Source organism: Kibdelosporangium phytohabitans (assembly GCF_001302585.1).
GTDB lineage: Bacteria > Actinomycetota > Actinomycetes > Mycobacteriales > Pseudonocardiaceae > Kibdelosporangium > Kibdelosporangium phytohabitans.
Map to the genome: position 1 here is coordinate 6000506 of NZ_CP012752.1, position 25548 is coordinate 6026053.

At 70.1% G+C, this 25548-nt stretch carries 29 protein-coding genes and 1 pseudogene; 17 read left to right on the top strand and 13 right to left on the bottom strand.

The features are described from left to right. The first annotated feature begins 41 nt into the window (after positions 1-41). Positions 42-932, top strand: a complete 891-nt coding sequence (locus AOZ06_RS27045; RefSeq protein WP_054291970.1) for a DUF2268 domain-containing putative Zn-dependent protease — start codon at positions 42-44, stop codon at positions 930-932. Between the two features lie 118 nt (positions 933-1050). Then, complete coding sequence (locus AOZ06_RS56805) at positions 1051-1410, top strand: hypothetical protein (protein ID WP_157233269.1); 360 nt, start codon at positions 1051-1053, stop codon at positions 1408-1410. A 943-nt stretch (positions 1411-2353) separates the two neighbouring features. On the opposite strand, the gene AOZ06_RS27050 is transcribed toward AOZ06_RS56805, so the two are convergent. Further along, a complete protein-coding gene (locus tag AOZ06_RS27050) occupies positions 2354-3046 on the bottom strand; it encodes an SDR family NAD(P)-dependent oxidoreductase (protein WP_054291971.1) in 693 nt (230 codons plus the stop codon). Between the two features lie 82 nt (positions 3047-3128). On the opposite strand from AOZ06_RS27050, the gene AOZ06_RS27055 reads away from it, so the two are divergent. Then, entirely contained in the window at positions 3129-3752 is a 624-nt protein-coding gene (locus tag AOZ06_RS27055) for a TetR/AcrR family transcriptional regulator (protein WP_054291972.1), read from the top strand. A gap of 63 nt (positions 3753-3815) precedes the next feature. Here AOZ06_RS27055 and AOZ06_RS27060 read toward each other — a convergent pair whose 3' ends face one another. Next, positions 3816-4442 carry an SDR family oxidoreductase gene (locus tag AOZ06_RS27060; protein ID WP_225952919.1) on the bottom strand — a complete coding sequence of 209 codons (627 nt, stop codon included), beginning with the start codon at positions 4440-4442 and terminating at the stop codon, positions 3816-3818. 60 nt (positions 4443-4502) lie between these two features. Here AOZ06_RS27060 and AOZ06_RS27065 point away from each other — a divergent pair, with 60 nt between their 5' ends. From AOZ06_RS27065 to AOZ06_RS27075, 3 genes are all read left to right on the top strand, one after another. After that, a complete protein-coding gene (locus AOZ06_RS27065; protein WP_054291973.1) occupies positions 4503-4898 on the top strand; it encodes a MerR family transcriptional regulator in 396 nt (131 codons plus the stop codon). Position 4899: 1 nt separating this feature from the next. Beyond that, complete coding sequence (locus AOZ06_RS27070) at positions 4900-5475, top strand: PadR family transcriptional regulator (protein WP_054291974.1); 576 nt, start codon at positions 4900-4902, stop codon at positions 5473-5475. Positions 5476-5699: 224 nt separating this feature from the next. Then, positions 5700-6974 (top strand): glycoside hydrolase family 18 protein, encoded by a 1275-nt coding sequence (locus AOZ06_RS27075; protein ID WP_335338285.1) that lies wholly within the window; start codon positions 5700-5702, stop codon positions 6972-6974. Positions 6975-7014: 40 nt separating this feature from the next. Here the strand turns inward: AOZ06_RS27075 and AOZ06_RS27080 are convergent, their stop codons facing one another. Next, positions 7015-7644, bottom strand: coding sequence for an SRPBCC family protein (locus AOZ06_RS27080; protein ID WP_054291976.1), 630 nt, complete (start codon positions 7642-7644; stop codon positions 7015-7017). 105 nt (positions 7645-7749) lie between these two features. Here AOZ06_RS27080 and AOZ06_RS27085 point away from each other — a divergent pair, with 105 nt between their 5' ends. The 5 genes from AOZ06_RS27085 to AOZ06_RS27105 all read left to right on the top strand — a co-directional run bounded on the left by AOZ06_RS27085 (position 7750) and on the right by AOZ06_RS27105 (position 13758). Then, positions 7750-8340, top strand: coding sequence for a PadR family transcriptional regulator (locus tag AOZ06_RS27085; protein ID WP_054291977.1), 591 nt, complete (start codon positions 7750-7752; stop codon positions 8338-8340). 297 nt (positions 8341-8637) lie between these two features. Next, positions 8638-9585 carry an ATP-binding cassette domain-containing protein gene (locus AOZ06_RS27090; RefSeq protein WP_054291978.1) on the top strand — a complete coding sequence of 316 codons (948 nt, stop codon included), beginning with the start codon at positions 8638-8640 and terminating at the stop codon, positions 9583-9585. Continuing rightward, positions 9582-10364: an ABC transporter permease gene (locus AOZ06_RS27095; protein WP_054291979.1), complete on the top strand. Its 783-nt coding sequence runs from the start codon at positions 9582-9584 to the stop codon at positions 10362-10364. The genes AOZ06_RS27090 and AOZ06_RS27095 overlap by 4 nt, the downstream gene beginning before the upstream one ends. After that, complete coding sequence (locus AOZ06_RS27100; RefSeq protein ID WP_225952920.1) at positions 10361-12754, top strand: DEAD/DEAH box helicase; 2394 nt, start codon at positions 10361-10363, stop codon at positions 12752-12754. The genes AOZ06_RS27095 and AOZ06_RS27100 overlap by 4 nt, the downstream gene beginning before the upstream one ends. Then, a complete protein-coding gene (locus tag AOZ06_RS27105; RefSeq protein ID WP_054291980.1) occupies positions 12748-13758 on the top strand; it encodes an SWIM zinc finger family protein in 1011 nt (336 codons plus the stop codon). Before AOZ06_RS27100 ends, AOZ06_RS27105 begins: the two co-directional genes overlap by 7 nt. Positions 13759-13800: 42 nt before the next feature. Here AOZ06_RS27105 and AOZ06_RS27110 read toward each other — a convergent pair whose 3' ends face one another. Then, positions 13801-14637: a PhzF family phenazine biosynthesis protein gene (locus tag AOZ06_RS27110; RefSeq protein WP_054291981.1), complete on the bottom strand. Its 837-nt coding sequence runs from the start codon at positions 14635-14637 to the stop codon at positions 13801-13803. Positions 14638-14878: 241 nt separating this feature from the next. Here AOZ06_RS27110 and AOZ06_RS61335 point away from each other — a divergent pair, with 241 nt between their 5' ends. Both AOZ06_RS61335 and AOZ06_RS27115 read left to right on the top strand, forming a co-directional pair. Further along, positions 14879-15004 (top strand): hypothetical protein, encoded by a 126-nt coding sequence (locus tag AOZ06_RS61335; protein ID WP_257721425.1) that lies wholly within the window; start codon positions 14879-14881, stop codon positions 15002-15004. 24 nt (positions 15005-15028) lie between these two features. Next, on the top strand, positions 15029-16534 hold the full coding sequence (locus AOZ06_RS27115) for a DUF4158 domain-containing protein (protein WP_054291982.1): 1506 nt from the start codon (positions 15029-15031) through the stop codon (positions 16532-16534). Here the strand turns inward: AOZ06_RS27115 and AOZ06_RS54585 are convergent. Next, positions 16427-17338, bottom strand: a complete 912-nt coding sequence (locus AOZ06_RS54585) for a phosphotriesterase family protein (RefSeq protein ID WP_083471963.1) — start codon at positions 17336-17338, stop codon at positions 16427-16429. The genes AOZ06_RS27115 and AOZ06_RS54585 overlap by 108 nt on opposite strands. Further along, the gene (locus AOZ06_RS27125; RefSeq protein ID WP_054291984.1) at positions 17335-17763 is read right to left on the bottom strand and encodes a carboxymuconolactone decarboxylase family protein; all 429 of its coding nucleotides are present in this window, start codon (positions 17761-17763) and stop codon (positions 17335-17337) included. The genes AOZ06_RS54585 and AOZ06_RS27125 overlap by 4 nt, the downstream gene beginning before the upstream one ends. Positions 17764-17851: 88 nt before the next feature. Between AOZ06_RS27125 and AOZ06_RS54590 the strand changes: the two genes are divergently transcribed. Continuing rightward, the gene (locus AOZ06_RS54590; protein ID WP_225952921.1) at positions 17852-18433 is read left to right on the top strand and encodes a CGNR zinc finger domain-containing protein; all 582 of its coding nucleotides are present in this window, start codon (positions 17852-17854) and stop codon (positions 18431-18433) included. Between the two features lie 227 nt (positions 18434-18660). Here the strand turns inward: AOZ06_RS54590 and AOZ06_RS60295 are convergent, their stop codons facing one another. After that, positions 18661-18903, bottom strand: coding sequence for a hypothetical protein (locus tag AOZ06_RS60295; protein ID WP_054291986.1), 243 nt, complete (start codon positions 18901-18903; stop codon positions 18661-18663). Between the two features lie 389 nt (positions 18904-19292). Between AOZ06_RS60295 and AOZ06_RS60300 the strand changes: the two are divergent. Next, a pseudogene (locus AOZ06_RS60300) lies at positions 19293-19349 on the top strand (hypothetical protein); the annotation flags it as partial. Between the two features lie 155 nt (positions 19350-19504). Here AOZ06_RS60300 and pdxR read toward each other — a convergent pair. Further along, positions 19505-20905 carry a MocR-like pyridoxine biosynthesis transcription factor PdxR gene (gene pdxR, locus AOZ06_RS27140; protein ID WP_054291987.1) on the bottom strand — a complete coding sequence of 467 codons (1401 nt, stop codon included), beginning with the start codon at positions 20903-20905 and terminating at the stop codon, positions 19505-19507. 66 nt (positions 20906-20971) lie between these two features. Between pdxR and AOZ06_RS27145 the strand changes: the two genes are divergently transcribed. Continuing rightward, a complete protein-coding gene (locus AOZ06_RS27145; RefSeq protein ID WP_054291988.1) occupies positions 20972-22177 on the top strand; it encodes an MFS transporter in 1206 nt (401 codons plus the stop codon). A gap of 34 nt (positions 22178-22211) precedes the next feature. On the opposite strand, the gene AOZ06_RS27150 is transcribed toward AOZ06_RS27145, so the two are convergent. The 4 genes from AOZ06_RS27150 to AOZ06_RS27160 form a co-directional block, all read right to left on the bottom strand. Continuing rightward, a complete protein-coding gene (locus AOZ06_RS27150) occupies positions 22212-22670 on the bottom strand; it encodes a VOC family protein (RefSeq protein ID WP_054291989.1) in 459 nt (152 codons plus the stop codon). Positions 22671-22703: 33 nt separating this feature from the next. Beyond that, the gene (locus AOZ06_RS62485) at positions 22704-22838 is read right to left on the bottom strand and encodes a hypothetical protein (protein ID WP_470303320.1); all 135 of its coding nucleotides are present in this window, start codon (positions 22836-22838) and stop codon (positions 22704-22706) included. Continuing rightward, positions 22822-22947, bottom strand: coding sequence for a hypothetical protein (locus AOZ06_RS62490; RefSeq protein WP_470303321.1), 126 nt, complete (start codon positions 22945-22947; stop codon positions 22822-22824). The genes AOZ06_RS62485 and AOZ06_RS62490 overlap by 17 nt, the downstream gene beginning before the upstream one ends. Before the next feature lie 113 nt (positions 22948-23060). Beyond that, complete coding sequence (locus AOZ06_RS27160; RefSeq protein ID WP_054291990.1) at positions 23061-23561, bottom strand: cysteine dioxygenase family protein; 501 nt, start codon at positions 23559-23561, stop codon at positions 23061-23063. Between the two features lie 93 nt (positions 23562-23654). Here AOZ06_RS27160 and AOZ06_RS27165 point away from each other — a divergent pair, with 93 nt between their 5' ends. Then, the gene (locus tag AOZ06_RS27165; protein ID WP_083471964.1) at positions 23655-24596 is read left to right on the top strand and encodes a LysR family transcriptional regulator; all 942 of its coding nucleotides are present in this window, start codon (positions 23655-23657) and stop codon (positions 24594-24596) included. Here AOZ06_RS27165 and AOZ06_RS27170 read toward each other — a convergent pair. Further along, complete coding sequence (locus tag AOZ06_RS27170) at positions 24556-25524, bottom strand: Lrp/AsnC family transcriptional regulator (protein WP_054291991.1); 969 nt, start codon at positions 25522-25524, stop codon at positions 24556-24558. The two genes, AOZ06_RS27165 and AOZ06_RS27170, sit on opposite strands and share 41 nt — an antisense overlap. Between the last annotated feature and the right edge of the window lie 24 nt (positions 25525-25548).

Genomic DNA, 25548 nt, shown 5'->3' on the forward strand with positions numbered 1-25548 from the left:
ACCTTGAGTGTCCAGCGGCTGGAGACTTTACGGTCGAGGCCATGACGATCACGGTCCTGGACACCTACCCGGCCATCCAGGAAATCCTGCGGGCACCGGCCACAGCCCGGCCTGGCCTGCTGAGGGCCATGCTGCAACCGGTGGCGGGCATGTATCGGTACTTCCCCGGCGAGCCCGACCTCGTCGCCCTGCACACGATGGGCTCCGGATTCCCCCTCGACCGCGACGAGGACACGTGCCTGGACGCCCTCGACGCGATGCGCGCCGCCGACGCGTGGGGCCGGATCGAACGGGCGCTCGAGCACGGCCTCGCCGTCCAACGAGACGCGACCCCCGGCATCACCGTCCCGGACATCACCGTCCTGCTGATCATCGGCGACCCCGGCGACACCCACCTGATGGGACCCAACCTCGGCATGACGGCCAACGGCAGCGTGTCGGGCTACCTGTACCTCAACATCTGGCCCTACCCGGAGAACCTGGACCGGCTGGAAGCGACCGCGATCCACGAACTCAACCACAACCTCCGCTACAACACCGGCAACGTCGTCTGGGACCCGGCGACCGTGACCGTGGGGGAGCAGATCGTCTCCGAAGGCCTCGCCGACGCCTTCGCCCGCCAGCTCTACGGCGACGACCTCGGCTACACCCGCGTCGGAGTGCCGCACCTGACCGACGACGCGGTGTTCGGCAAAGTCGTCACCGGCCTCGCCGTCACCGGCATGCAGAACTTCGCGGCTTGGGTGCACGGCGACCTGACAGCGGCCCGTTTCGGCGCCACTCCCGTCGGCCTGCCCACCGGCGCCGGATACGCAGTGGGCAACCGGCTCGTCGACGCCTACCTGACCGCCACCGGCCAGACCGCGGCACAGGCCCTGCTCGTCGACAGCAAGGACGTCATCGACACCGCGCTCACCGCCACACCCCGATAACGGCCTGCTCAGGTAGGGTCTCGTCCTCTGCGCTGCCGCGTTGCGGGATACACACGTACAGGACGTGCCCCTCGGGCCCGGTGAGCGCGAAGGTCTCGAACCTCAGGCGCAGACGAACATGAACTCGATCGCCTGGAACCGGTGCGAGACGAGGTCGCCGCCAACCAGCCCGGACCTGGGGGAGAGGCGAGCGGCAGGGGCGCATTCGTCGTGGTCGGCGCCGGACCCGGCCTGGGGCACCACGGGCCCCCGCCACATCGGCCACAAAGGACCCCGGTCGGACTGTGCGTCCACACCACCGCAACCGAACCGCGGACGCTACCGTCGAGAAAGCACTCACGCGGTACTCGGCGCACTGCGCGAACGGCCCGGCCTGATCGACGTGGTGCTGTTCACCACGGGCGGCGCTGCCGACGGCGTGCAAGCCGCGCAGGTGCTGCACACCACCCGCGACCAGCCACTGCTCGTCCTGCGGTAGCGCGCCGACCGGTGACCTCGACCCGAGGTCGCGGCGGCACGTTCGACACGCGATTATCGTGACCACTGAACCACTCGCTGCCGGATTCCGACGATGCCGTGTGAGGCATCAACGCGACGCCTAGTAGCTGAGGGCGGTGACAGCCAGAACGACGTCAAGGGCGACCGTCATCGCGGCCCAGCCGGGAAGCCATGGCGCGGAAGACGACCGAACCGCACCCTGCACACCGAACTCGCCTACACCTGGACATCCCGCCAACAGCGACGACAAGCCTCACCGAGGTGATGACCTCCTACGACACCCACCGAGGCGAGGCACGGTCGAGTAGCTGGCAGATCAACCGAACCGGCTACGTCGGAGCGGAACCCGCCCTGGGCGTGACCGGTGGTGACCAGCGCGGCCATGGTGGCGTTGAGCGAGCAACTCCCCACGCCCAAAGCGTTCTGACAGACCAGATCACGCACGCAACCGCTGAACAAGCCACGGCTCCCACGGTGTCGCGGCGCGCTGTCACCGGCAATGCCATATTTCCCACGTGTTCGCCGCGAACTTCGTGGCAACGCCCCGATGCGACAGTGGTCTCCCGATCTGCGTACCCCCTCGGCGTCCCCGCCTCGTCGGTGACCGTGCATCTGACCGCCATCGGGCGGGGCTGCGGCCCGTGCGGGCGTGCTGCTGGTAGCGCCACTGCGCGGCCGTCGGCGCACCGTTGCCTTACGAAACCGCCACTTCACCGCGTCCGAGATACAGCGGCGTCCGCGCTGACATCTGGCTCTGCCGTGCATTGTCAGCCCGCTGCTCCTGTTCCGCCGTTCGGCACTAGCAGGCCGCACGGGAGGGAACCGACCGCGCACCTCGTCACAACAGCGCCTCGCCCGAACAATCGCCGTGTAGTCAAGGCGTGCACGGACGCAGCGAATCCGCAGGCACCCATGAGTCGTTGTCAGACGGCCACCTCCGGCGAAGGCTGACGTACGAAGCGCTCGGCCTGGTCCCGGGTGACATACATGTCCCACAGGTCCGCGGCGAGGATGCGCGGGTCGAGCATGGGGACACGGTCGTCGGGGACGAACCGCTGCTGTGCCTCGCTGCCACGGACGATGCCGCCGACCACTAACAGGCCCGCGTAGACGCCCGTGCCGGTGAGATCCTCGCGCAAGGTGTGCACGTAGTTGCGCAGGCCCGTGGTGGCCGCGCCGATGTTGCTCATCATCGGCATCGGCTCGATCGCCGACGGGCCTGTGGCGTAGAACAACGCGCCTGAGCCGCGTGCGAGCATCGACGGCAACACCAGCGTGGTCAGCTCGACCGGGGCGACCAGGCGCAGCTCCAGTTGAGCGCGCAGGGCCTGCGCGTCGAGGCCGATCGGGCGGGCCAGCACCTCGTCCATCCCGGTCGCGCCCGACAGGACCACGTCGATCTCGCCGATCTGCGCGACGACTTCGGCCAGCCTGGCGTGGTCGGTGATGTCCGCGGCGAATGTCCTTGCCGGGCCGCCGATCCGGGCCGCTATCGCGTCCAGTGTGGACTGGGTTCGGCCGGTGAGCGCGACCTGGAAGCCCTCGTCGGCGAAGCGGGCCGCTGTTGCCTGCCCGAGCCCGCTGCCTGTGCCGAACACCGCGAGTGTCTTGGTCATGGCAGCCTTCCCGATCGCCAAGTTGAGGTCTTCCTCAATTTAGCGGAACATGAGGTGTTCCTCAACTTCGTAGGATGGGGGTGTGAACAAGCCGCTGCGCCGGGATGCCCAGTACAACCGGGACAAGCTGATCGTTGCCGCGTCCGCCGTGTTCACCGAACGCGGCCTGGAGGCGCCGCTGGAGGAGATCGCGCGGCAGGCCGGGGTCAGCATCGGCACCCTCTACAACCGGTTCCCCACCCGCGCCCACCTGTTCGACGCGGTCTTCCCCGAACGGCTGGGCACCGTGCTGAGCTTCGGCGACGAGGCACTGGAGTGCGCGGACGCCTGGGACGGGTTCGTGCTGTTCGTGACGAAACTGTGCGAACTGCAGGCCGCCGACCGCAGCCTCAACGACCTGATCACCCGCCGGTTCCCCGACGCCACGGCCGTCGCGGAGGCCTGCGGCCACGGACTGGACAAGGCCACCGACGTGATCGAACGGGCCCAGCGCGCCGGTGTCCTGCGTGCCGACTTCACCTTCGCCGACCTGGTCACCCTGACCTGGGCCAACGCCCGCATCGTCGCCGCCACCCACGACACCGCGCCCACCGCGTGGCGCAGGCACCTGGCGTTCCTGCTCGACGGCCTGCGCGCCACCGCCGCCCACCCGATCGACGAGCCGCCGCTGACCTCCGAGCAGCTCGACGCGGCGATGCGCGCCTGACCTACCGCTGCGCGCCGACCGGCCGCACGGTGACGCTGTTGACGTCCACACCGGGCGGCTGCGTCAACGCCCACACGACCGACGACGCCAGGTGTTCCACGGGAGATACCCGCCCGGTCGCGGCGGCGGCCCGCCGATCCGCGTGAAGAACCCGGTGTCCACGGCGCCGGGGGAGACCAGCGTGACGCCGACGCCGTACTCGGTGACCTGCAGCCGCGTGTTCTCCGCCAGCCCGGTGACCGCCCACTTCGTGGCGCCGTAGATGTTGCCCGGCGTGTGGATCAGCCCCGCGACGCTGCCCACGAGCACGATCCGCCCCCGGGTGCGCTTCAACGCGGGCAGCGCGGCCTTGATCAGCAACACCGGGCCGAGCACGTTGGTCAGCACCATGTCCCGCCAGCCGTGCGGATCGCCGTGCTCGATATCGTCGTGCGTGGCGTATCCGGCGTTCGCCACGACCGCGTCCAACCGGCCGAACCGGTCCTCCGTCGCCGCGACCGCGTCACGAACGCAGTCCCAGTCGGCGGCGTCACCAGGAATCGTCAGTGCCGGCGTACCCGCCGCGAACGCCGCGAGACGGGCCTCGTCGCGACCGGTGACCGCGACGCGGTAGCCACGGTCCAGCAGGTGCCGCGCAACCGCGGCGCCGATACCGCTCGCGCCGCCGGTGATCAGTGCTGTAGGAGTCATGCCGGGCAAACTACGAGCTAGAGCCCACTCTAGATCAAGCGCGCGCATAGGCTGACGGCCATGAGCGAGACTCTCAGCATCGGGCAGGTGGCCGAACGCACCGGGCTGAGCGTGCACACATTGCGCTTCTACGAACGCGAAGGGCTGCTCACCGCGCCGGTGCACCGTGACACCGGCAGGCGCCGCGTCTACACCGAGGACGACGTGGAATGGCTGATCATGTGCGCGAACTTCCGCGCCACCGGCATGCCGCTGCCCGCCATCCGCGCGTACGCCGCACTGGTGCGGCAAGGCCCCGGCAACGAGCAGGACCGGCTCAACCTGTTGCGGGAACACGAAAGGCGTGTCGCCGAGCGGATGGCCGAGCTGGCCGCCTGCCAGGAGATGATCAGCTACAAGGTGCGGGTCTACGAAAGCCGCGTCGCGCACGGCGCCACGGGCGGGCTCTGGGTCTGACATGTCGGCGACACGGCTGCTCGTGCTCGGCGTGGTCCGCGGATTCGGCCGCGCGCACGGCTACCTCGTCCGCGCCCAGCTGGTCACCTGGGGCGCGGAGAACTGGGCCAACATCAAATGGGGCTCGCTCTACCACGCGCTGCGCAAACTCGCCGACGAACACCTGCTCACCGCCGCCGAGGGCAGTCCCGGCCGGGTCGACTACGAGATCACCGCCCGCGGCGAAGCCGAGTTCTTCCGGCTGCTGCGCGCCGCGCTGAGCGAACCCGCGCCACGGCCCGACACGCTCGCCGCCGGGCTGGCGCTGCTGCCCGCGCTCAGCCGCGCCGAAGCCGTCGAACTGCTGCGCGCCCGGCAACGGATCCTGTGTGCCGCCCAGGACGAGATGCCCAGTCAGTTCCCCGGCAAACCCCCGCACGTGCGGGAGCTGCACGGGCTGTGGGCGCACACCACCGCGAGCAACCTGACGTGGACCCAGCAGCTGATCGACCGGCTCGACGCGGGCGGGTACGTCATGGCCGACGACCCCGCGGCGCGGTTCGGCGTCGCGGGATCCTGGCTGCCGCCGGCCGAGTGACCGGGGCGCGGCGCACGTCACGAACACACCGGATACCCGGCCATGCCGGTACGTTTTCGCATGGTTCGTCCCGTTTGGCGATGTACGCCCCTGGTTGCGCCGTTCGGCCGTAGCTGTGGTCTAGACCTCCCTCTAACGTGGTCTGAACCATATCGTCGCCGCCTGCAAGCGCGAGGAGAACCATGTCGATGAAGAGATGGGGCGCCGCCGTCATGGCCGGTGCCTTGTCGATCGGTTTATCGGTCGCCGCCGCCTCCCCGGCGCACGCCCACGATCAAGGCCACGGACACGGCGGGAGCAGTGCCCGCACAGTCGGGTACTACACCCAGTGGAGCATCTACGACCGCAACATCCCGCTGCGCTACCTGGTGGACAACGGCACCGCCGCCAAACTCACGCACCTCAACTACGCGTTCGGCTTCCTCGACGAGCCGGGCAGTTGCGTCAGCGCCGACGCGTGGGCCGACTACCAGCGGCCGTTCCCCGCCGACCAGGCCATCAACGGCAAGGCCGACGCGCCCGGCCAGGCACTGGCGGGCAACCTCAACCAGATCAAGCAGCTCAAGCAGAAGTTCCCCAAGCTGCGCGTGTACATCTCGCTCGGCGGCTGGACCGGGTCGAAGTACTTCTCCAACGCCGCGCTCACCCCGCAGTCGCGCGCCGCGCACGTCAAGTCGTGCATCGACCTGTGGCTCAAGGGCAACCTGCCCGGTGCGCCCGCGGGCGCGGCCAAGGGCGTGTTCGACGGGATCGACCTGGACTGGGAGTGGCCCGCCACCGAGGGCAACCCCGGCAACGTCGTGCGCCCCGAGGACAAGCAGAACTTCACCAAGCTGCTGCGGGAGTACCGGCTGCAGCTGATCAAACAGGGCTTCCACGACCGCAAGTCCTACGACCTCACCGCGTTCCTGCCCGCCAACCGCGAGGCGATGGACCGCGGCTACGAACTGGCCAGCGTCTACCGGCTGCTGACCTTCGCCACCGTGCAGGGCTACGACTACCACGGCACGTGGGAGAAGATCACCAACCAGCAGTCCGCCATCCGCGCACCCGAAGGCGACCCGACCACGCCCAAGGACAGCAGTGAGATCGTCGTCGACGCGCACCTGCAGCGCGGCGCGCCCCGCGACAAGATCACGCTCGGACTGCCGTACTACGGCCGCGGCTGGACCGGCGTGACCAACCAGAACAACGGCCTGTTCCAGCAGTCCACCGGGCCCGCGCCGGCCACCTACGAAGCGGGCAACGAGGACTACCGCAAGCTCAAGACCCTGCTGGGCACCGGCACGTACAAGCTCCACCGCGACGAGAAAGCCGGGTTCGCGTGGCTGTTCGACGGCACCACGTTCTGGACCTACGACGACCCGACCGAACTGAAGCGCAAGGCCAAGTTCATCCGCGACCGCAAGCTCGGCGGCGCCATGATCTGGTCACTCGACGGCGACACGCCGCAGGGTGAGCTGATCAACGCCGTGCACAGCGGCCTGCACCGGCGCTGACCACGGGTGGGGCGGGCCGTGACCGGTCCGCCCCACCACGTCACTCGCCCATGTAGAACTTGCTGACCGTCTCCTGCGCGGCCCGCGCCGCCTGCTCCGGCGTGCCCGCCGCGATACTGGCCGCGGCCCATTTCTCGCTGGCCGCCAGGGTGAACTGCTTGCCCTCCTCGGAGACCTGCCACGCCTGCGCCTCCTGCGTGCTCATCGACTCGCCCGAGGACAGGTGCAGCGACAGGCCCAGCAGCATGCCGTCCCAGCCGATCCCCACCGCGCCCGGCCCGAACTGCGCCCACATCTCGTCGCGCACGTGCGCGACGTGCTCGAGTTCGAAGCGCGACCGGCCGTCGGGATCCGCCGACAGCCGCACCTGGACCCAGGACACCTCGCCGCCCATCTCCCAGGTCACCGCGAAACTCCTCGGCGGGTCGCAGCGCTCGACCACGCCACCGGCGTTGCCGTCGAACTGGTAGCGCCCGCCCGGCTTCAGCTCGCCGCTGACCGGCAGGAACCAGCGCGGCAGGCGCTCGATGTTCGTGCACGCGTCCCACAGGTCCTCGAGATCGGTGTCGTAGGCCTGGCTCATGGTGAGCACGCGGGCCTCGCCGGCGTCGAGGACGCGGGTGCCGATCGTCCGGCTGACCGCGTTGATCTGGTGGTGTACGTCGACCATGGCGCGAAAGTTACAACCGTCGCTTATATAAGTCAACGACGAACATCGGGGTGGTGATCTTGCCCGCGCGCGCCGCCGGCCGGGCCTGATTTAGGCTGACGTGCCATGTCGGCGACACGGCTGCTGGTGCTCGGGATCGTGCGGGGATACGGGCGCGCCCACGGGTACCTCATCGGCAACGACCTGCTGGCCTGGGGCGCCGACCAATGGGCCAACGTCAAGTGGGGCTCGATCTACCACGCGCTCAAGCAGCTGACCAAGAGCGGCTCGCTGATCGAGGACTTCCAGGCCACCCGCACCGAGTACGAGCTCACCGAACGCGGCGAGCAGGAGTTCCAGAAACTGCTGCGCAACGCCTTCCGCCGCCCCGAGCACCGCCCCGACATGCTCGGCGCGGGCCTGGCGCTGCTGCCCGCGCTGAGCCGCCCGGACGCCGTCGGCCTGCTGCGCGAGCGCCTCTCCGCGCTCGAGGCCCAGCGCGACGACGCCGACGTGCAACTGCGCAAATCCCACGGCCCCGAACACGTGTGGGAGCTGTACACGCTCTGGGGGCACTCGGCCGAATCCAGCATCGAATGGACCCAGGGACTGCTGTCGCGGCTGGAAGAGGGCAAGTACGCGATGGCGGGGGAGCCCGGATCGCCCGGGAGACCCGGCAGCTGGCACGACCTCAGAGCCCGGCTCGACGCCCGGTGAAGCCCAGCCGCCGGGTTCACCGAGGCGGTGTCAGCCGTCGACGCACACCCTGGTGACACGGCCCTCGGACGCGGTCAGGTTGCTGCTGGCCGACGTCGACGACGCCCAGCTTCGTCGACCCCAGGTACAGGTGTGCCGGTGAACCTCACGAACCGCGCTAACTGACCGCTCAGCGGACTTCCCGGGGCACGGCGTCCACGCGGGGCCCACGGCGGACTCAAATTTGCATGGATCGGACCAAGTCGGGCATACTCCCGGCCCCGGCATTCAAGTTTTAATATGGAGTGGGGTACTCGAATGGCCGAACGACTCGCCGTCGTCGCTGAGGGGCTGCGCAAGCGGTACGGCGACCACTACGCACTCGACGGGTTCGACCTGACCGTGGCGGAGGGCACGGTCTGCGGACTGCTCGGCCCCAACGGCGCGGGCAAGACCACCGCCGTGCGCATCCTCGCGACCCTGCTGCGGTCCGACGAGGGCCGCGCCGAGGTCGCGGGCCTGGACGTCAGGACGCGGTACAAGGAGGTGAAACGGCGCATCGGACTCGTCGGCCAGCACGCCGCGGTGGACGAGATCCTCTCCGGGCGCCAGAACCTGGAGATGTTCGGCAGGCTCTTCCACCTCACCACCAAGCAGGCCCGCAGGCGCGCGGACGAACTGCTCGACCACTTCGGCCTCACCGACGCCGCCGCCCGCCCGGCCAAGACCTACTCGGGCGGGATGCGCAGGCGGCTGGACATCGCGGCCAGCATGATCCTCTCGCCCCAGGTGCTGTTCCTCGACGAACCCACCACGGGCCTGGACCCGCGCAGCCGCAGCGAGGTGTGGCAGGCCGTGCGCGACATGGTCGCGGCGGGCACGTCGGTCCTGCTGACCACGCAGTACCTCGACGAGGCCGACCAGCTGGCCGACCGCATCTCGGTGATCAACCACGGCACCGTGATCGCCGAGGGCACCCCCGACCAGCTCAAGTCCCGGCTGGGCGGCGACCGGATCGACGTCGTGCTGCACTCGGTCGCCGACCTGCCGCACGCCGCCGGGCTCACCGGCAAGGTCACCGGCGCCGACGCCGAGGTCGACGAGGACAACCGCAAGGTCAGCGTCCAGGTCACCGACCGCGTCACCGCGCTGGTCGACGTGGCGCGGGCACTCAAGTCCGCCGAGATCGACATCGAGGACATCGCGCTGCGCAGGCCGACCCTCGACGAGGTCTTCCTGGCACTGACCGACAAGGAGGCGGCATGAGGTGGGCACTGGCCGACACCTGGACGATCACCCGCCGCGACCTGATCCACTGGGTGCGTGAACCGGGCTCGGTGCTGTTCGGCCTGTTCTTCACCATCCTGATCGCGCTGATCTTCGGCTACCTGCTCGGCGGTGCGATGATCGTGCCCGGCGGCGGGGACTACAAGCAGTTCCTGATGCCCGGCATGTTCGCCATGAACATGCTCTTCGGCATCGGCACCACGATGACCGCCGTCGCACAGGACATCACCAAGGGCGTGACCGACCGGTTCCGGTCCATGCCGATGTCCCCGGCGGCCGTCCTGCTCGGCCGCAGCCTCGCCGACATGATCGACTCGGTGCTGCTGCTCGCCGTGCTCGTCGGCTGCGGGCTGCTCATGGGCTGGCACAGCGACGGCAGCCCCGGCGAGACCGTGCTCGCGTTCGCGTTGCTGCTGCTGGTGCGGTTCGCGTTCATCTGGGTCGGCATCTTCTGCGGCCTGATGGCCTCCAACCAGGCCATGGTCACCGCCATCCAGACCATGGAGTTCCCGGTCGGGTTCCTGTCCAGCGCGTTCATCCCCACCAGCACCATGCCCAGCTGGCTCGGCGCCATCTCCGAGTGGAACCCGCTCTCGTCCACAGTCACCGCCATCCGCGAGCTGTTCGGCAACCCCGGCGTCACCGGCGACTCCTGGATCACCCACAACGCGGTGCTGATGGCCGTAGTCTGGCCACTGCTCCTGCTCGCGATCTTCTTCCCGCTGGCCGTGCGCCGCTACCGGAGGTTGAGCCGTTGATCGAGTTCGAACCGGCGGACCCGCCACGGGCCGGCCAGTTCGTCTTCCGTGGCCCGGACGGCACCGTCCGGGCCACGGTCGGCGCCGCACTGTCCACGACAGACCGACTGGCCGCCCTGCTCGGGGACGAACACTGGGGCCCGCGCACCCGCCGCGCCCTGCGCCTGGTCGCCGACGGCAGGATCGCGCCCGCGATCTCACCCGGCGGCTACGACATGTGGCGCGTCGACAGCGACGAGACCGACGCGTTCGCCGACGCCGTCGCCGACACGCTGCCCCGCACCCCGGCCGCGCCGCACGTCCTCGGCGGGCAGGCCTTCGCCGCGTGGGAACCGCAGCGCATGCCCCGCGGCGCGCTGGACGCCACCGTCCGCCTCGCGCTGCGGCTGACCGTCGACCTGGCCGCCCCGGTACCCGAATTCCGTGCCACGCTGCAATTCCCGGGCGACTGGAACGCCGCGACCATGCTCGCGGTCCGCCGCGCCACCCCGGCATGGCCGACGCTGGAACGGTTCCTCGACGACACCGGACCCGGCGAACTCGTCCTGACCGACCACGACATGGCCGACCTGCTCGGCGGCGCGCCGCAACGCCTGGCCGAAGCGGGTGTCGACGTGCTGTGGCCCGCCGACGTCGCCCGCTCGCTCGCCGCGCACGCCGTGATCGGCGGCAGCCCGCACCACGGCACCGAGTTCGACCTGAGCTGGCAGCTCACCCTCGCCGGGCAGGCACTCTCGGACGCCGAGCTGGACCTGCTGGCCCAGGCACACCGGCCGCTGGTGCGGCTGCGCGGGCAATGGCTGCTCGTCGACCCCGCGCTCGCCCACAAAGCCCGCGAACGCGACCTCAAACCGTTGCCGGCCGTCGAAGCGCTCGGCGCCGCGCTGACCGGCAGCGCCGAGGTCGACGGCGACCACGTGCCCGCCGTGGCCACCGGCTGGCTGGAAACGCTGCGGCAACGCATCGCCGACCCCGACTCCGGCACGGAGGACATCACCGCGCCCGCCGGGCTGGCCGCGACCCTGCGCGACTACCAGCTGCGCGGCCTGCGGTGGCTGGACCGGATGACCTCACTCGGCCTCGGCGGCTGCCTCGCCGACGACATGGGCCTGGGCAAAACGATCACCCTGATCGCGCTGCACCTGCACCGGGCCACCGAACACCCCGGCAAACCCACGCTCGTGGTCTGCCCGGCGTCGCTGCTGGGCAACTGGGAACGCGAGATCACCAGGTTCGCCCCCGGCACCCCGGTACGCCGCTTCCACGGCACCACCCGTTCACTGGACAACCTCCACGGCGGATTCGTGCTGACCACCTACGGCACCATGCGCGTCGACGCCGCCACCCTCGCCGGCCAGGACTGGGGCCTGCTCGTGGCCGACGAGGCACAGCACGTCAAGAACCCCGCGTCCGGCACAGCCCAAGCGCTGCGCCGCATCCCGTCCACGGCACGCGTCGCGCTGACCGGCACACCCGTGGAGAACAACCTGTCCGAACTGTGGGCGATCCTCGACTGGACCACCCCCGGGCTGCTCGGGCCGCTCACGGCGTTCCGGGAACGCTGGGACGGCAGTCCCGCGGGGCTGGCGCCCCTGGTGCGGCCGTTCCTGTTGCGGCGCCGCAAATCCGACCCCGGCATCGCGCCCGAACTGCCGCCGAAGACCGAGACCGACCAGCCGGTCGCGCTCACCCGCGAACAAGCCGGGCTCTACCAGGCGCTCGTCGACGAGGTGATGGCGGAGATCACGGCCAGCAGCGGCATCGCCCGCCGCGGGCTGATCATGAAACTGCTGACCGGCCTCAAACAGATCTGCAACCACCCCGCCCACTTCACCGGCGAGGCGAAACCCGCGCTGCGCGGCCGGTCCGGCAAACTGGAACTGCTCGACGAACTGCTCGGCACGATCCTGGCCGAGGACGGCTCGGTGCTCGTGTTCACCCAGTACGTCACCATGGCCCGGCTGCTGGAACGGCACCTGCGCGACCGCGGCGTCACCACCCAGCTGCTGCACGGCGGAACCCCTGTCGGGCAACGGGAGGACATGGTGCGCCGGTTCCAGGACGGCGAGGCGCCGGTGTTCCTGCTGTCGCTCAAAGCCGCGGGCACCGGCCTGAACCTCACCCGCGCCGACCACGTCGTGCACTACGACCGCTGGTGGAACCCGGCCGTGGAGGACCAGGCCACCGACCGCGCCTACCGCATCGGCCAGACCCGGCCGGTGCAGGTCCACCGGCTGATCACCGAAGGCACCCTGGAGGACCGCATCGCCCAGATGCTGCGGGACAAGAAGAAACTCGCCGACGCCGTGCTCGGCACCGGCGAGACGGCGCTGACCGAACTGACCGACGCCGAACTGGCCGACCTGATCGAACTGAGGCCGACATGGTGAACGACGCACGCGGCTTCCCCGCGTTCCCGGCGGGCGCGCGCCGCCGCGCCCGGTTCGCCCGCTCGTGGTGGGGCAACGCCTGGATCACCGCGATCGAGGACGCCGCGCTGGACGGCAACCAGATGAAGATCGGCCGCAAGTACGCCTACGGCGGCCAGGTCGGGCCGATCACCGTCAGCCGCGGCCGGATCGCGGCCACCGTCTACGGCAGCGACCGCACCCCGCACACCACGTCGGTCCACATCGCACAACTCACCGACACCGAATGGGCCCGGCTGCTGGACTGGGTCGCCGCGAAAGCCGGGTACATCGCGGCGCTGCTGGACAAGGAGATGCCCCACGACCTGACCGCGGCCGAGGTCCCGCTGCTGCCGCAGATGACCGACCTGGAACCGGACTGCGACTGCGACGGGTGGGAACTGCCCTGCCGGCACGCCGCCGCACTGTCCTACCAGGTCGCGTGGCTGATCGACGAGGACCCGTTCGTGCTGCTGCTCATCCGCGGCCGCGGCGAGGCCGACCTGCTCGACGAACTGCACCTGCGCAGCGGACCGCCCTCGTCCATGCTGCGCTACCTCGTCACCGACGCCGCCGCCCGGGCCCAGGCCCTGCTCGACGGCATCCCGCCACCGGAGCTGACCGAACGGCAGGACACCGTCCGCTGGGCCGCGACCTACCCGGCGCTCACCCAGCAGCTCACCGACGCCACCGGACACGACCTCACCCACGCCGTACGGGCCTGGACCCACGGCGGCGCCGCCGGACTGGAAGTCCTGGACACCACGTGGCGGCCCGGCAAAACCGACCTCGCCCACGCCGCCGCCGCCCTGTCCGGGCCGGACCTGCCGGAGCTGACCCAGACCCGCAACCACTGGACCGCCGGCACCGCACAACTGCGGCTGGGCAAAGACGGCCGCTGGTACCCCTACCGGCTGCGGGACGGCGAATGGCGCCCCGCCGGGCCACCCGAGACCGACCCGGCCACGGCACTGCTGGGTCTGTGACCCGCGTGGCGGCACTCCGCGGAGTGCCGCCACGCCCGGCGCCTACGCCGCGACGACCGGGATCCGCAGCGCGCCGTCCATCACGGTCACCGCGCTGCCCGTCAGATGCACCCGATCACCCACCAGCTCCGTTCGCACCACCCCCGTCCGCCGCGACACCTGCAACCCCACCAGGCTCGTGCGGCCCAGCCGCCGCGCCCAGAACGGCGCCAGCGCGGTGTGCGTGCTCCCGGTCACCGGGTCCTCCGGGATCCCGTGCCCCGGCGCGAACAGCCGGGACACGAAGTCGTAGCCGCTGCCGGCACGGGCCGCCTGCGCGGTCACCAACACCCCGGACAGCACGTGCTCAGCCTCGATCCGCGCCACCGCCGACAAGTCCGGCCGCAGCCCCCGCACCGTGTCCTCATCGGACAGCAACAGCAGACGATCGCCCAGCGCCCCCGTGCGGAACGCCGCCACGACCGGGGCGCCCAGCGCCTCGGCGAGCCCCGCGGGCAGATCGGGGTCATCGGTGATCTCCGAGCGCGGGAAGTCCAACGTGAACGCCCCGTCGTCACGGCTATGGGCCACAAGCACTCCGCTGCGCGTGGCGAACCGGACCGACGCCGGCGCGACACCGTCGGAACGCAGCGCGTGTGCCGTGGCCAACGTCGCGTGACCGCACAGGTCGACCTCGACCTCCGGGGTGAACCACCGCAACGCGTAGTCCGCGGTGCCGTCCTCGAGCGGGCGGGCGAACGCGGTCTCGGACAAGTTCATCTCGAACGCGACCTGCTGCATCCACGACTCGGCCGGCCACGGCCCCTCCAGCAGGCACACGGCCGCGGGGTTGCCGCGGAACGGTTGGTCGGTGAACGCGTCGATGATCCGGATTCGCATACCCCGACGCTAGAAGCCCGGCTCGGGGCGCCCCATAACCAATCGCGCGAAATTGGCCCGCCTACCGGGGGTGGGACCGGAATACGCCGGAAACCTGCCGCGAGGATCCGGTAGCCGCTGGTCAGAGGCCAGTGGAGGAGTGGGCCAGGTCCAAGACCACGACTGAGCAGCACTTCCTGGCGCTTATGGTGCTGCTCAAGTGCTACCAGCGACGACTGGGGTACTTCCCGAAGCTCCCGACGTGCCGACCGTGGTGGTCGAGCACGTGCGCGGCAGGCTGGAGCTGGCCGAAGCGGTGGAGGCGGTCCACGAGTCGGACCGAACGTTGTGGCGGCACAGCGACTACGTGCGCACGCGGATGGCGTGAAGTACCCCGGCCAAGGTGCGGGCGGTGGCCGAGGCGGCGATCCGCACGGCGGTGCAGTCCAAGGACAACCCGGCGGACCTGACCAACGTGGCGTTGGACGAGCTGGTGCGGCAGAGCTGTGAGCTGCCGGGCTACACCACGTTGGACGCGATGACCGCCGCGATCCGCACCGAGGTCAACCGCGGCATGGTCACCACGGTGGCGGCCCGGCTGGACCGGATACAGCGGGCCGGGTTGGAGCGCCTGCTACTGGTTGACCCGACGACGAGGCGCAGCCAGTTCGACCGGTTGAAGGACTCGGCGCAGGCGGCGACGCTGGGCAGGTTCAAGGACCGCTTGGCGCACCAGGCCGCGCTGGATGCGTTGGGGCCGACCGAGGTGTGGCTTCAGGGCGTCCCGCCGGGCAAGGTCGGGCACTTCGCCGGTGAGGCGCGGGTGACCGACGCGGCGGACATGCGCAAGGTGCTCAATGAGGACAAGCGGCTGACGTTGCTGATCAGTCTTGTGCACGAGTGCCGCACCGGGGCGCGGGACGAGGTGGTGACCATGTTCTGCAAGCGCATGGCCGCCCTGCACAAGAAGGGCCGGGAGCGGCTGGAGGAGATCCAGGCGGCCAATCGCGCGGAGACCGAGCGGCTGATCGGTGTCTTCGGCGAGGTGCTGGCCGCGGCCCGCGAGGCCACCACTGCCGCCGACCCTGTCACCGTCGAGCCACATGGTGACGAGGAACAGCCTGGTCCGGACGCCGTGGGTGTGGCGGAGCGGGCTGGTCGGCTGGTGCTCAAGGTGCTGGAGGACGCGGGCGGGATCGACCCGCTGTTGGAGCGGTTCTACCGTTCGCACCGGCCGGTGCTGTACACCCTGGTCGACGCGATCGAACTGGAGGCGACCAGCGCGGATGCGTCAGTGCTGGACGCGGTGGAGCTCATCCGCGCGGTCCGGGACCGGCGCAGCGACTGGATACCCGCGACCGCGACCATCGAGGCGGACGGCCAGAAGACCACGGTCGGCGTGAACGTGAACGTGGACGCCTTCGCCAGCGACGCGTGGCGCAAGGTGTTGCGCGACAAGCAAAGGCCGGGGATGCTCGCGCGCCGGCACCTGGAGGTCTGCGTGTTCTCCTACCTTGCCGCCGAACTGCGGTCCGGGGGACATCGCGGTGGTGGGCTCGGACTCTCACGCCAACCTGCACGCCCAGCTGATGACCTGGGACAGATGTCGGCCGTGGCGGTGGACTTCTGCGCCCAGGCCGGTATCCCGATCGACGCGGCCGGGCTGGTGACGCACTACCGCCACGAGCTGACCCGCAACGCGGCCGGGTGGACGCCGGGTATCCGGCGAACACCGCGGTCCGGCCGCGTAGCCCGGTCTAGGGACCAGGGGCCGAGTTGGCAGCCTCTTTTGGGCTCGCGATTCAAGATGTCATGGGCGCCTGTCGCGCCAGTTCGCCGCGAACGCGCGGGATGGGTTTTCGATGAGAATCATGGATGCGATGTCGGGGCCAAGTTCGCGCTCGATTCGTGGGCGTAGGCTTCTGAGCAGGAACGGCATCCCCGGTCCGTCTGCGCTGGACCTGGCCGTCCTTGTGGTCGTGTCGCCGCCGAGCAGGATTCGCTGGGCGTGGCCGGCGTCGGCGAGAGTGGCGAGGCTGTTTAGTAGGCGCCAGTCGGTGCTGTGGTGTGCGCGGGATGGGCCGTCGAAGGCGAGAAACGCTCCAGCTTCGGCGGCCTGCCGGTGGACTCGCGTGTCCGGGAATCGGTGCACATGGCCGAGGATCACCCGGTGTGCAGGGACTCGATGCGTGTCGCACAGCAGGTGCAGCACGTCCAGGGCGGCGGTTCCACCTTCGAGGTGGATGCCGATGGGCGCGTCGGTGGCGTGGTGTGCCTCAGCCGCGGCCGCGATGACGTGTCGGGCGTGGTCGTCGAGGTGGTGGTAGGCGCCGGCGACCTTGATCATCCCTGCTGTCGTCTGTGCGCCAGTTAGCTCGTGGACGAACAGGCCGGCCAGCTGGTCGTAGACGCGTCGCAGTTCGTCTTGGTCGTAGTGCTTCGCCTGGTGCATTCCGGTGGCCGAGATGATGTGAACACCGGATTGCCGGGATAGCTTGGGCAGATCATCGTTTCGTGGCCCCATGCCCCATGGCGTCCATTGCGCCACCGCCCGCCCGCCCAGCGCGGTGAAGGCGTTCAACTCGGCGAGAGCGGCTGCGGCATCGTCCAGTTCCTGACCGGGCAACATGGGGGAGCGGATGAATAGGTGATCGTGGGCATCGCAGACGCCCAACTCCTTGGGCGCGATGTCCCCGAGTACGGTCCGGATCGCCGCAGTCACCGCGTGGGTTCCTGCTCTGCGTCGGCGAGGGCGGACGCGGCGACGCGCAGCCCTGCCAGTGTCTTGGGCACTCCGATGTAGGGCGCCAGATGCACGAACACCTCAATGACCTGCTGACGGGTCATGCCAACGCGCAGTGAGGTCCGGACGTGACCGGCCAATTGCGGGTCGACACCGCCGAGTGTGGTCAGGGCCGCCAGGTTGACGAGTTGCCGGTCGCGCAGTGACAGCCCCTCCCGCAGGTAGGTGCCGCCGAAGAGCGTGGTGACGATCCAGTCGGCATAGCCCGGGGCGAGTTGCTCGAGGCCGGGCAGGGTCGCCTGCTGGGTCGCGGTGTCCTGCAAGAGATCCAGCAGGCGGTATCCCTCGTCGCGATCCAACCGTGCTGGTGTCAACTGCTTCGACAGGGGCTGGCCCGTCGTCATGGCGATGTCCTCGTCTTCAATCCTTGTAACGCTTTGTGCGTTACAAGGATGCTAGCACCTGTAACGGCCAAAGCGTTACTGTGCTCCTATGGTGATGGTGGAGGAGAACATGCTTGCCTTCCGGTTTGATTGTGGCGCCGTGTGGCTGAACCTGCTCGCCACCCAGGGCCGTACATTCAGTGCGAACCCGGTCGAGCGGCTGGCGACGCCCCGCCGGCTCGCCGAGTGGCTGGAGTGCTGCGAACTGTCCCCGGCTCGGCCGCCAGATCAAGACGACCTGCTGAAGGCTTGCCAACTGCGGGAGACACTGCGCGTTCTTGCCCTGGCTACCGTCGACGAGCAGCCACCACCCGCAGGCGCGGTCGAGGACTTGATCGCGTTCCTGGACGAACACAACGATCCGGTCCGCCTGGCTGCGGACGACCGGCTGCGACGCGAACGGCCGGCGACAGTCGGGGATGCCCTTGTCCGGATCGCCCGCCAAGCCGTGGACCAGCTAACCGGCGCCGACCGGCTCGTCCTGAAAAGCTGCCCGGAACGCGACTGCCGAGGTGTCTTTAGTGACCCACCAGGACGTCGGCGATGGTGCCCGTCCCCGGCATGCGCGAGCCGAGGCAGGGTCCGCGCGCTCCGCGCCCGCCGTAGCACGACCATGCCAGACCACCTCTGACCGCAGAAGCCGGAGTCCGGTGACACTCGACCGGAGTGTGACTCCTGCGCGTTATCCGGTAGGTCGATCTGGACAAGGGGTTCGGCGATGGCGGCGACCGTCACGACACTGAAGACCCGGTGGCGCACACCCTCCACCAGCACGGCCGGTGGACCGACCGTCCGGGCCTCGATCGACGCTTTCCTCGACTCCCCGAAGATCAAGGGCAACTCGAACACCCTGCGCGCCTACACCAACGTGCTCGACCGGACCGGCGAACAACTCGGTCCCGACCGGACGCTGGCCGGTGTGGACGACGAGGAGATCTGCGAGGCACTGGCCACGCTCTGCAACCAGGTGGCCCCCTCGACCTGGAACCGCAACCGCGCCGCGGTGGGCTCCTGGCTGACCTGGTGTGCCGACAAGCAGAACCGGAGTGCCCCCGTGCTCCCGGCCGCGACGGAGCGGCGGCGGGAGAACAACGACGACACCAAGGCAGTGTCCCGCTCCCGGGTCGACCGGCTGTGTCGGCGGAGGGACGTGCCACCGCGGGAAAAGACGCTGTGGCGGATGCTCTACGAGTCCGCCTCCCGCGCGAGCGCGGTGCTCGCGCTGACCATCGAAGACCTGGACCTTCCCGACAAACAGGCCCGGATCGTCGCCAAGGGCGGCGACACCATGTGGATCACCTGGGGCACCGACACCGCACATCTGCTGCCCCGGCCGCACCAGCGGTCCGCTGTTCCTGTCCGAGTACCGGCCCGGCCCGCACCGCTTAGCCACCACCGATCCCACGCACATCTGCCCGGAGACCGGGCGGGCTCGACTCGGGTACCCCCGCGCACGCCTCCTGCTCGCGCACTACGCCGACGGGCTCCGACTGCACCAACTCCGACACAGCTCAGCCACGCACCTCGGCGAGAACAACACCTCCGCCAACGCAATCATGGCCAAGACCGGACACAAGTCCTTGCGGTCGGTGCAGCGCTACGTCAAACCCGGCCTGGCCACCGTGCACCAAGCCACCGAGACAGCCCACGCCGACGCAGCTATTGGAGGCCGCGGCAGGTTTCTGGCGTATTCCGGTCCCCCCTACCGGTGGGCCGCGGCGAGACGGCGCAACCCCTCCGCGATCCGCGGCACCTCGATCCCGCCGTACCCCAGCACGATCCCGTGCTGGGGCGCGCCCGCGCAGAAATCAGCCAACGCCTGCACCGCGACCCCGTCGGCACGCGCCCGCGCCACCAGCGGCGCCGGGTCGAACCGTGTGCGGGCGCACACGTGCAGGCCCGCCGACGACGGCACCAGTTCCAGCCAGCCCACCCCGGACCGCAGCGTCGTCGTGATCAGCTCGTGGCGGGCGGCGTACTCCCGGGTCGCCTTGCGGATGTGCCGGGCCAGCAACCCTTCCTCGATGAACCGCGCCAACGCCGCCTGTGTGACCGGATCGCCGTGCATGTCGGCCAGCTGCTTGGCCGTGCGCAGCGTCGCGCGCAGCGACGGCGGCGCCACCAGGAACCCCACCCGCAGCATCGGCAGCATGATCTTGGAGAACGACCCGACGTACACCACCCGGCCGCCGCGGTCGATGCTCTGCAACGGCTGCAACGGGCGCTCGGAGAACCGGAACTCGCTGTCGTAGTCGTCCTCCACGATCACCGCGCCCCGCTGGTGCGCCCACGCCAGCAACGCCGTCCGCCGCGCCAACGACATCGCCGTGCCCAACGGGAACTGATGCGACGGCGTCGTGTACACCAGTCGCGCCGCGGCCGGGATCGCCGTCACGTCAATGCCCTCACCGTCCACCGGCACCGCGACCACCCGCGCGCCCAGCGACTGGAACAACCGCCGGGCGGGGGAGTAGCCCGGCTCCTCCACCGCGACCACGTCACCCGGATCCACCAGCACACGCCCGATCACGTCCAGCGCCTGCTGCGCCCCCTGGGTGACCACCACGTCCTCAGCGTCCGCGACCACCGACCGCGACACACCCACGAAACGCGCGATCGCCTGCCGCAACCCCGCGTGCCCCGCCGGGTCGGCATACCGGGCCGGATGCACGCTCTTGGCCCGCAACTCCCGCGCCACCAACCGCCGCCACGTCTCCAGTGGGAACAACCGGCCGTCGGGCACACCGAGCTGGAAATCGAACGGCAGCACCGCGTCCACCGACGGCTCGCTCACCGACTCCCACAACCGCCGCGCACGCACCCGCGCCTGCCGCTGGGGCACGGCCCGCCGCGCGGGCTTGACCGGCTGGTCGGTCACGAACGTGCCCGCACCCACCCGGCCCACCAGGAACCCCTCCGCGGTCAACCGTTCATAGGCCTCGGTCACCGTCGTGCGCGACACCTCCAGCCGCCGCGCCAGCTCCCGCGTCGGTGGTAGCCGCTCACCCGGCCGCAACCGGCCGTCCAGGATCGCCGCCAGCAGCTCACGGTAGATCCGCGCGGACAGATCGCCCCGGCCGGACAGGCTGACATGAAAATCCATTGGTCCATTCAGTTGGACGGAAATTGGCTATAACACCCGACCAATGTACGCCATAGATTTCCCCTCATGCGCAGACTCGCAGCAGCTCAGCTCACCAACTCGATCGGCGACGGCGCCTTCTACGTCACCTCGGCGCTGTACTTCACCCGCGTCGTCGGCCTGTCCGCCACCCAGGTCGGCCTCGGCCTGACCATCGGCTGGGCTGCCGGGTTCGTCGCCGGAGTCCCGCTCGGTCACCTCGCCGACCAGCGCGGCCCCCGCACCACCTCGATCCTGCTGGCCATCGCCACCGCCGCCACGATCAGCGCGTTCCTCGTGGCCCGCTCGTTCTGGCCGTTCCTGCTCGCGGTCTGCCTCTACACCAGCGCCCAGTGCGGCCTCACCGGCGCACGCCAAGCCCTGCTGGCCGGGCTCGTGCCCGCCGAGCAACGCACCCGGATCCGCGCGGTCATCCAGGCCGCGGTCAACGGCGGCATCGCCATCGGCGCCGGCCTCGGCGGCCTCGCGCTGTACTTCGACACACCCACCGCCTACACGGTGATCTTCGCCGTGGACGCCGTCAGCTTCCTGGCCTGCGCGGCGATCCTGCGCCCCCTGCCCGAAGTACCGCCCGCACCCGCCACCGGCGGCAAGAAACTCGCCGTCCTGCGCGACCGCCCCTACGCGGTACTGGCACTGCTCAACACCGTCATGTTGCTCCACATCCCGCTGATCACCCTGGCCACACCGCTGTGGATCGTGCAGCACACCGACGCGCCACGCTGGATGGTCTCCGCGATCCTGCTGCTCAACACCGTCTCCGTCGTGCTGTTCCAGGTCCGCGTCGCCCGCGGCGTCACCTCACTGGCCACCGCGGTGCGCTCGATGCGGCACGCGGGCGTGATGCTGCTGATCGCCTGCGTCGTGTTCGCCCTGTCCGCACTGGGCACCTCGGCGTGGCTCGCGGCGGGCATCCTGCTCGCGGCCGCGCTCGTGCAGACCTACGGCGAGATGATGCAGGCCGCCGGTGCGTGGGAGATCAGCTTCGCGCTCGCCCCGCCCGACAAGCACGGCCAATACCAAGGCCTGTTCGGCAACGGCCTCGCCGTCGCACGGGTCATCGCGCCGCTGCTGCTGACCACGCTGATCGTCACCTGGGGCATCCCCGGCTGGATCGTGCTGGGCGCCGTCTTCCTCATCACCAGCCTGCTCATCGGACCCGCCGTGCGCTGGGCCGAACGCACCCGCCCCACCGTCACCGCCGAACCCCAGCCCGCCACCTGCGCCGCGTGAACCGGCCCGGCCCCGCCCGACGGCCGGGGCCGGTTCACGGGACCGGCTCGGCCAGCGCGACGATGATGCCCGCGGGGCCGCGCAGGTAGCAGAGCCGGTAACTGCTGCCGTAGGTCACCACCTCGCCGACGAGTTCGGCTCCGTGCGGCCGCAATCGGTCGAGGATGTCGTCCATGTCCTCGACCGCGAACATGACGCGATGGGTGCCGATCGTGTTCACCGGAGCACGCGGATCACCGTCCGGGCTCGGCGGCGTCCGGTAGCGGGTCAGCTCGAGCCGTCCGTGCCCGTCGGGGGTGCGCATCATCGCGACCTCCGACCGGACTCCCTCCAGCCCGACCAGGTGACTCACCGCGCTGCCCTCGACGGTCGCCTCGCCTTCCAGCTCCAGTCCGAGTTCGGCGAAGAACGCCGTCGCCGCCGCGAGGTCCTCCACCACGATGGCGACGTTGTCCAGCCGCTGGATCGTCCCTCGCCGTCCGGTACCGTCCATGATGATCTCCCTTCGTGGGCCGCGTGGCCGCGTTCAGCTGAGCTGGCGTTGTTTCCGCCGCTGCATGAGCTCCTCGATGGCGGTCGGCAGAGTGGTCTCGAAGTCGATCAGCTTCGCCCACGTCGGCCTCACCACGACCCGGACCATGCCGTCATAGAGCGCACGCACCCCAGACCTCCCACTCGGCCCACTGCTCGGGCGTCATCTCGTAGGTGCCGTTCCACCGCATGTACTCGTCCGGGATGCCGTCCACGACATCCAGCTCCGCCACCCCCACGCACGAGCAGGACCGTCGGCGGGTGCGACTCGGTGTCGATCGTCAGCGCGACCGCGGGGTTGCGGCCGGTTGAGCACCTCGTCGGCGGCGTGCTGGTCCATGGGCGGAGCTCCTCAGTCGTAGTAGCGGCGGGCACTGGAGCCCACGCGGGTGATGTCCGTGCCGTAGATGTGCAGGCTGACGGCGATCTCGTCACCGGCATTGCGGATGCGGTGGATGTCGCCGGGCGGCGCGAAGCCACTGACCTCGCCCGGCGGGTTGTCCCGCGTGCCCACGGGATTGAGCGCCTCGTCGAACAGCTCCTCGTGCTCGACGCCCGCCAGCACACCCACGACACACCAGGTGATGTGGTCGTGGATCTGGGTGCTCTGCCCGGGACGCCAGACCAGGCCGAGAATGGAGAACGCCCCGTCGGGCTCGGCGTGCACCAGGTGGCCCGCCACCCGGTCGGGCAGACCGAGACGCTGCTCGGGCGTCAGGATCCCGGGGCCAGGCAAGTGCGCGCGGAGCTGGTCGGCGACCAGGTCCGCGGTGTCGGTCCAGCCGGTCCGCACGTCAGTCGCCTGGCGCACCGCCGCGACGAGCCCGGAGAGCGTGGTCAGGGAGCGGGTCATGATCTGTCCTCCTCGTGTCCCGCTCAGCCTCCCGCCGCCGGACTCATTCGTCCAATGACAATGATCTGGCAAACCCATGCGTACTCTTGATGCATGCTGGATGTCCTGCGGTTACGGATTCTCGCGGCGATCGCCGCGCACGGCTCGGTCACCAAGGCCGCCAAGCACCTGAACTACTCCCAGCCCGCCGTCAGCCACCACCTGGCCAGGCTGGAGGCCGAGACCGGGGCCAAACTCGTCCAGCGCGCCGGCCGGGGCATCCGGCTCACCCCGGAAGGCGAACACCTGGCCCGCCGCGCCACCGAGATCGTCGGCCGGGTCGACACCGCCGCCGCCGAACTGTCCGCGATGGTCGGCCTGCGCACCGGCCGCGTCCGGGTCGCCGGTTTCCAGTCGGCGCTGGCCACGCTGGTGCCGCACGCCGCGGGCACCCTGCGCCGCGAGCACCCCGGCATCGAACTGCACCTGGTCGAGGCCCACCCGCGTGTGGCGCTGGACCTGCTGCGGGCCGGGCAGGTCGACGTCGCGGTCATCTTCCGCTACGACGACACGACACCCGGCGACATCCGCGCCACGCACCTGTTCGACGACCCGATGTACCTGCTCAGCCTCCACCCCGGCCAGACACTCGCAGGCAACCGCGACGCCACCTGGATCGCCGGCTGCGAGAACTGCCGCCGCGAGTTCCTCGACGCCTGCCACAGGGCGTCCTTCGTCCCGCACATCACCTACACCAGCGACGACACCATCGTCCAGCAGGCACTCGTCGCCGCGGGCATGGGCGTGACCACCATGCCCGGGCTGGCGCTGCGCACCCACCGCGCGCCCGGCATCGAGGCCAGCGTCCTGCCCGACTTCCGGCGAAGCGTCTCCCTGGCCAGCTACGGCGACCCGCCCGACCCGCCCGCGACCACCGCCTTCATCACCGCGCTGCACCACGCCGTCGAGCAGACCCGGCCAGGCGAGCCGACCGGCGGATCATCCACCGGCACGCTCAGCCCGGCAGCAACGCCGCCGCCCGCTTCACCGTCCTGATCACCGGCGCGGTCTCCACCTCGCGGACCGCGTCCAACGCCGACACCCGCTCGGTCAGATACCGGTACAAGTCCGCGCTGTCACGGCAATTCACCGCCGCGACCAAATTCGACGACCCGGTCGTCACCGCCGCGAACGACACCTCCGGGTGCCGCGCGAACGCCTCCGCGGTCGCCGCCAACCGAGACGGCCGCACCCGCATCCACAACCTCGCCTCCACCCCATACCCCAGCGTCGCCGCCGGCACATCCAGGAAGTACGTCAGCACACCCGCCCGCCGCAGCTGCTCCATCCGCCGCTTCACCGTCGAATCCGACCAGCCCGTCAGCGACGCCAGCTCCGCGTACCCCATCCGACCGTCCCGCCCCAACGCCTCCAGCAACGCGTGATCCGAGACCTCCAGCGACATCGGGCTGTCATCGGTCGTGGGCGGCGCGGGCGTCAAATGCGCCACCTGGTCGGCGTCCAGCCACGTCAACCCCGACCACCGGTACGGCGAGGCGGTGATCCGCAGGATCGAATGCGCCGCCACCGACGTCACCCGGCGCGTGCGCGGCAACTTCGACAACAGCAGCTCATCCCACTCGCCGGCCGTGCGCGACTGCGTGCTGCACGAGATCTCCGTACCGCCCGACAGCAAATACACCCACGACGTGTCCGGTCGCGCGGCCAACGCCGCCGCGACAGCGGTGGCCGCGTCCGGCGTGCACTGCAACCGCAGCGTCCACGGCGTGTACCCCAACCGGGCACCGTTGACCACACCCGCGACCCGCACCACACCGGCCGAACGCAGGCGCTGATAGCGGCGCGCCACCGTGTTCTCCGAAACCCCGATGACGGACGCGATGGTTCTCAGCGGGGCACGGCCGTCGATCTGCAACGCGTGCAGCACGCCGCGATCAACGGCATCAAGCGTGACGGGATCCATCACGGAAGCGTAAACCCTGACAGT

Coding starts and splice junctions, on each gene's coding strand:
- pdxR (WP_054291987.1), bottom strand. CDS start 20,905: ATGGATTTTCATGTCAGCCTGTCCGGCCGGGGCGATCTGTCCGCGCGG.
- AOZ06_RS27085 (WP_054291977.1), top strand. CDS start 7,750: ATGTCGGCGACACGGCTGCTGGTGCTCGGGATCGTGCGGGGATACGGG.
- AOZ06_RS27070 (WP_054291974.1), top strand. CDS start 4,900: ATGTCGGCGACACGGCTGCTCGTGCTCGGCGTGGTCCGCGGATTCGGC.
- AOZ06_RS27090 (WP_054291978.1), top strand. CDS start 8,638: ATGGCCGAACGACTCGCCGTCGTCGCTGAGGGGCTGCGCAAGCGGTAC.
- AOZ06_RS54590 (WP_225952921.1), top strand. CDS start 17,852: ATGGTGATGGTGGAGGAGAACATGCTTGCCTTCCGGTTTGATTGTGGC.
- AOZ06_RS56805 (WP_157233269.1), top strand. CDS start 1,051: ATGAACTCGATCGCCTGGAACCGGTGCGAGACGAGGTCGCCGCCAACC.
- AOZ06_RS27065 (WP_054291973.1), top strand. CDS start 4,503: ATGAGCGAGACTCTCAGCATCGGGCAGGTGGCCGAACGCACCGGGCTG.
- AOZ06_RS27145 (WP_054291988.1), top strand. CDS start 20,972: ATGCGCAGACTCGCAGCAGCTCAGCTCACCAACTCGATCGGCGACGGC.
- AOZ06_RS27045 (WP_054291970.1), top strand. CDS start 42: ATGACGATCACGGTCCTGGACACCTACCCGGCCATCCAGGAAATCCTG.
- AOZ06_RS27095 (WP_054291979.1), top strand. CDS start 9,582: ATGAGGTGGGCACTGGCCGACACCTGGACGATCACCCGCCGCGACCTG.
- AOZ06_RS27150 (WP_054291989.1), bottom strand. CDS start 22,670: ATGGACGGTACCGGACGGCGAGGGACGATCCAGCGGCTGGACAACGTC.
- AOZ06_RS27105 (WP_054291980.1), top strand. CDS start 12,748: ATGGTGAACGACGCACGCGGCTTCCCCGCGTTCCCGGCGGGCGCGCGC.
- AOZ06_RS27110 (WP_054291981.1), bottom strand. CDS start 14,637: ATGCGAATCCGGATCATCGACGCGTTCACCGACCAACCGTTCCGCGGC.
- AOZ06_RS27050 (WP_054291971.1), bottom strand. CDS start 3,046: ATGACCAAGACACTCGCGGTGTTCGGCACAGGCAGCGGGCTCGGGCAG.
- AOZ06_RS27165 (WP_083471964.1), top strand. CDS start 23,655: ATGCTGGATGTCCTGCGGTTACGGATTCTCGCGGCGATCGCCGCGCAC.
- AOZ06_RS27160 (WP_054291990.1), bottom strand. CDS start 23,561: ATGACCCGCTCCCTGACCACGCTCTCCGGGCTCGTCGCGGCGGTGCGC.
- AOZ06_RS27060 (WP_225952919.1), bottom strand. CDS start 4,442: ATGACTCCTACAGCACTGATCACCGGCGGCGCGAGCGGTATCGGCGCC.
- AOZ06_RS27170 (WP_054291991.1), bottom strand. CDS start 25,524: ATGGATCCCGTCACGCTTGATGCCGTTGATCGCGGCGTGCTGCACGCG.
- AOZ06_RS27080 (WP_054291976.1), bottom strand. CDS start 7,644: ATGGTCGACGTACACCACCAGATCAACGCGGTCAGCCGGACGATCGGC.
- AOZ06_RS27125 (WP_054291984.1), bottom strand. CDS start 17,763: ATGACGACGGGCCAGCCCCTGTCGAAGCAGTTGACACCAGCACGGTTG.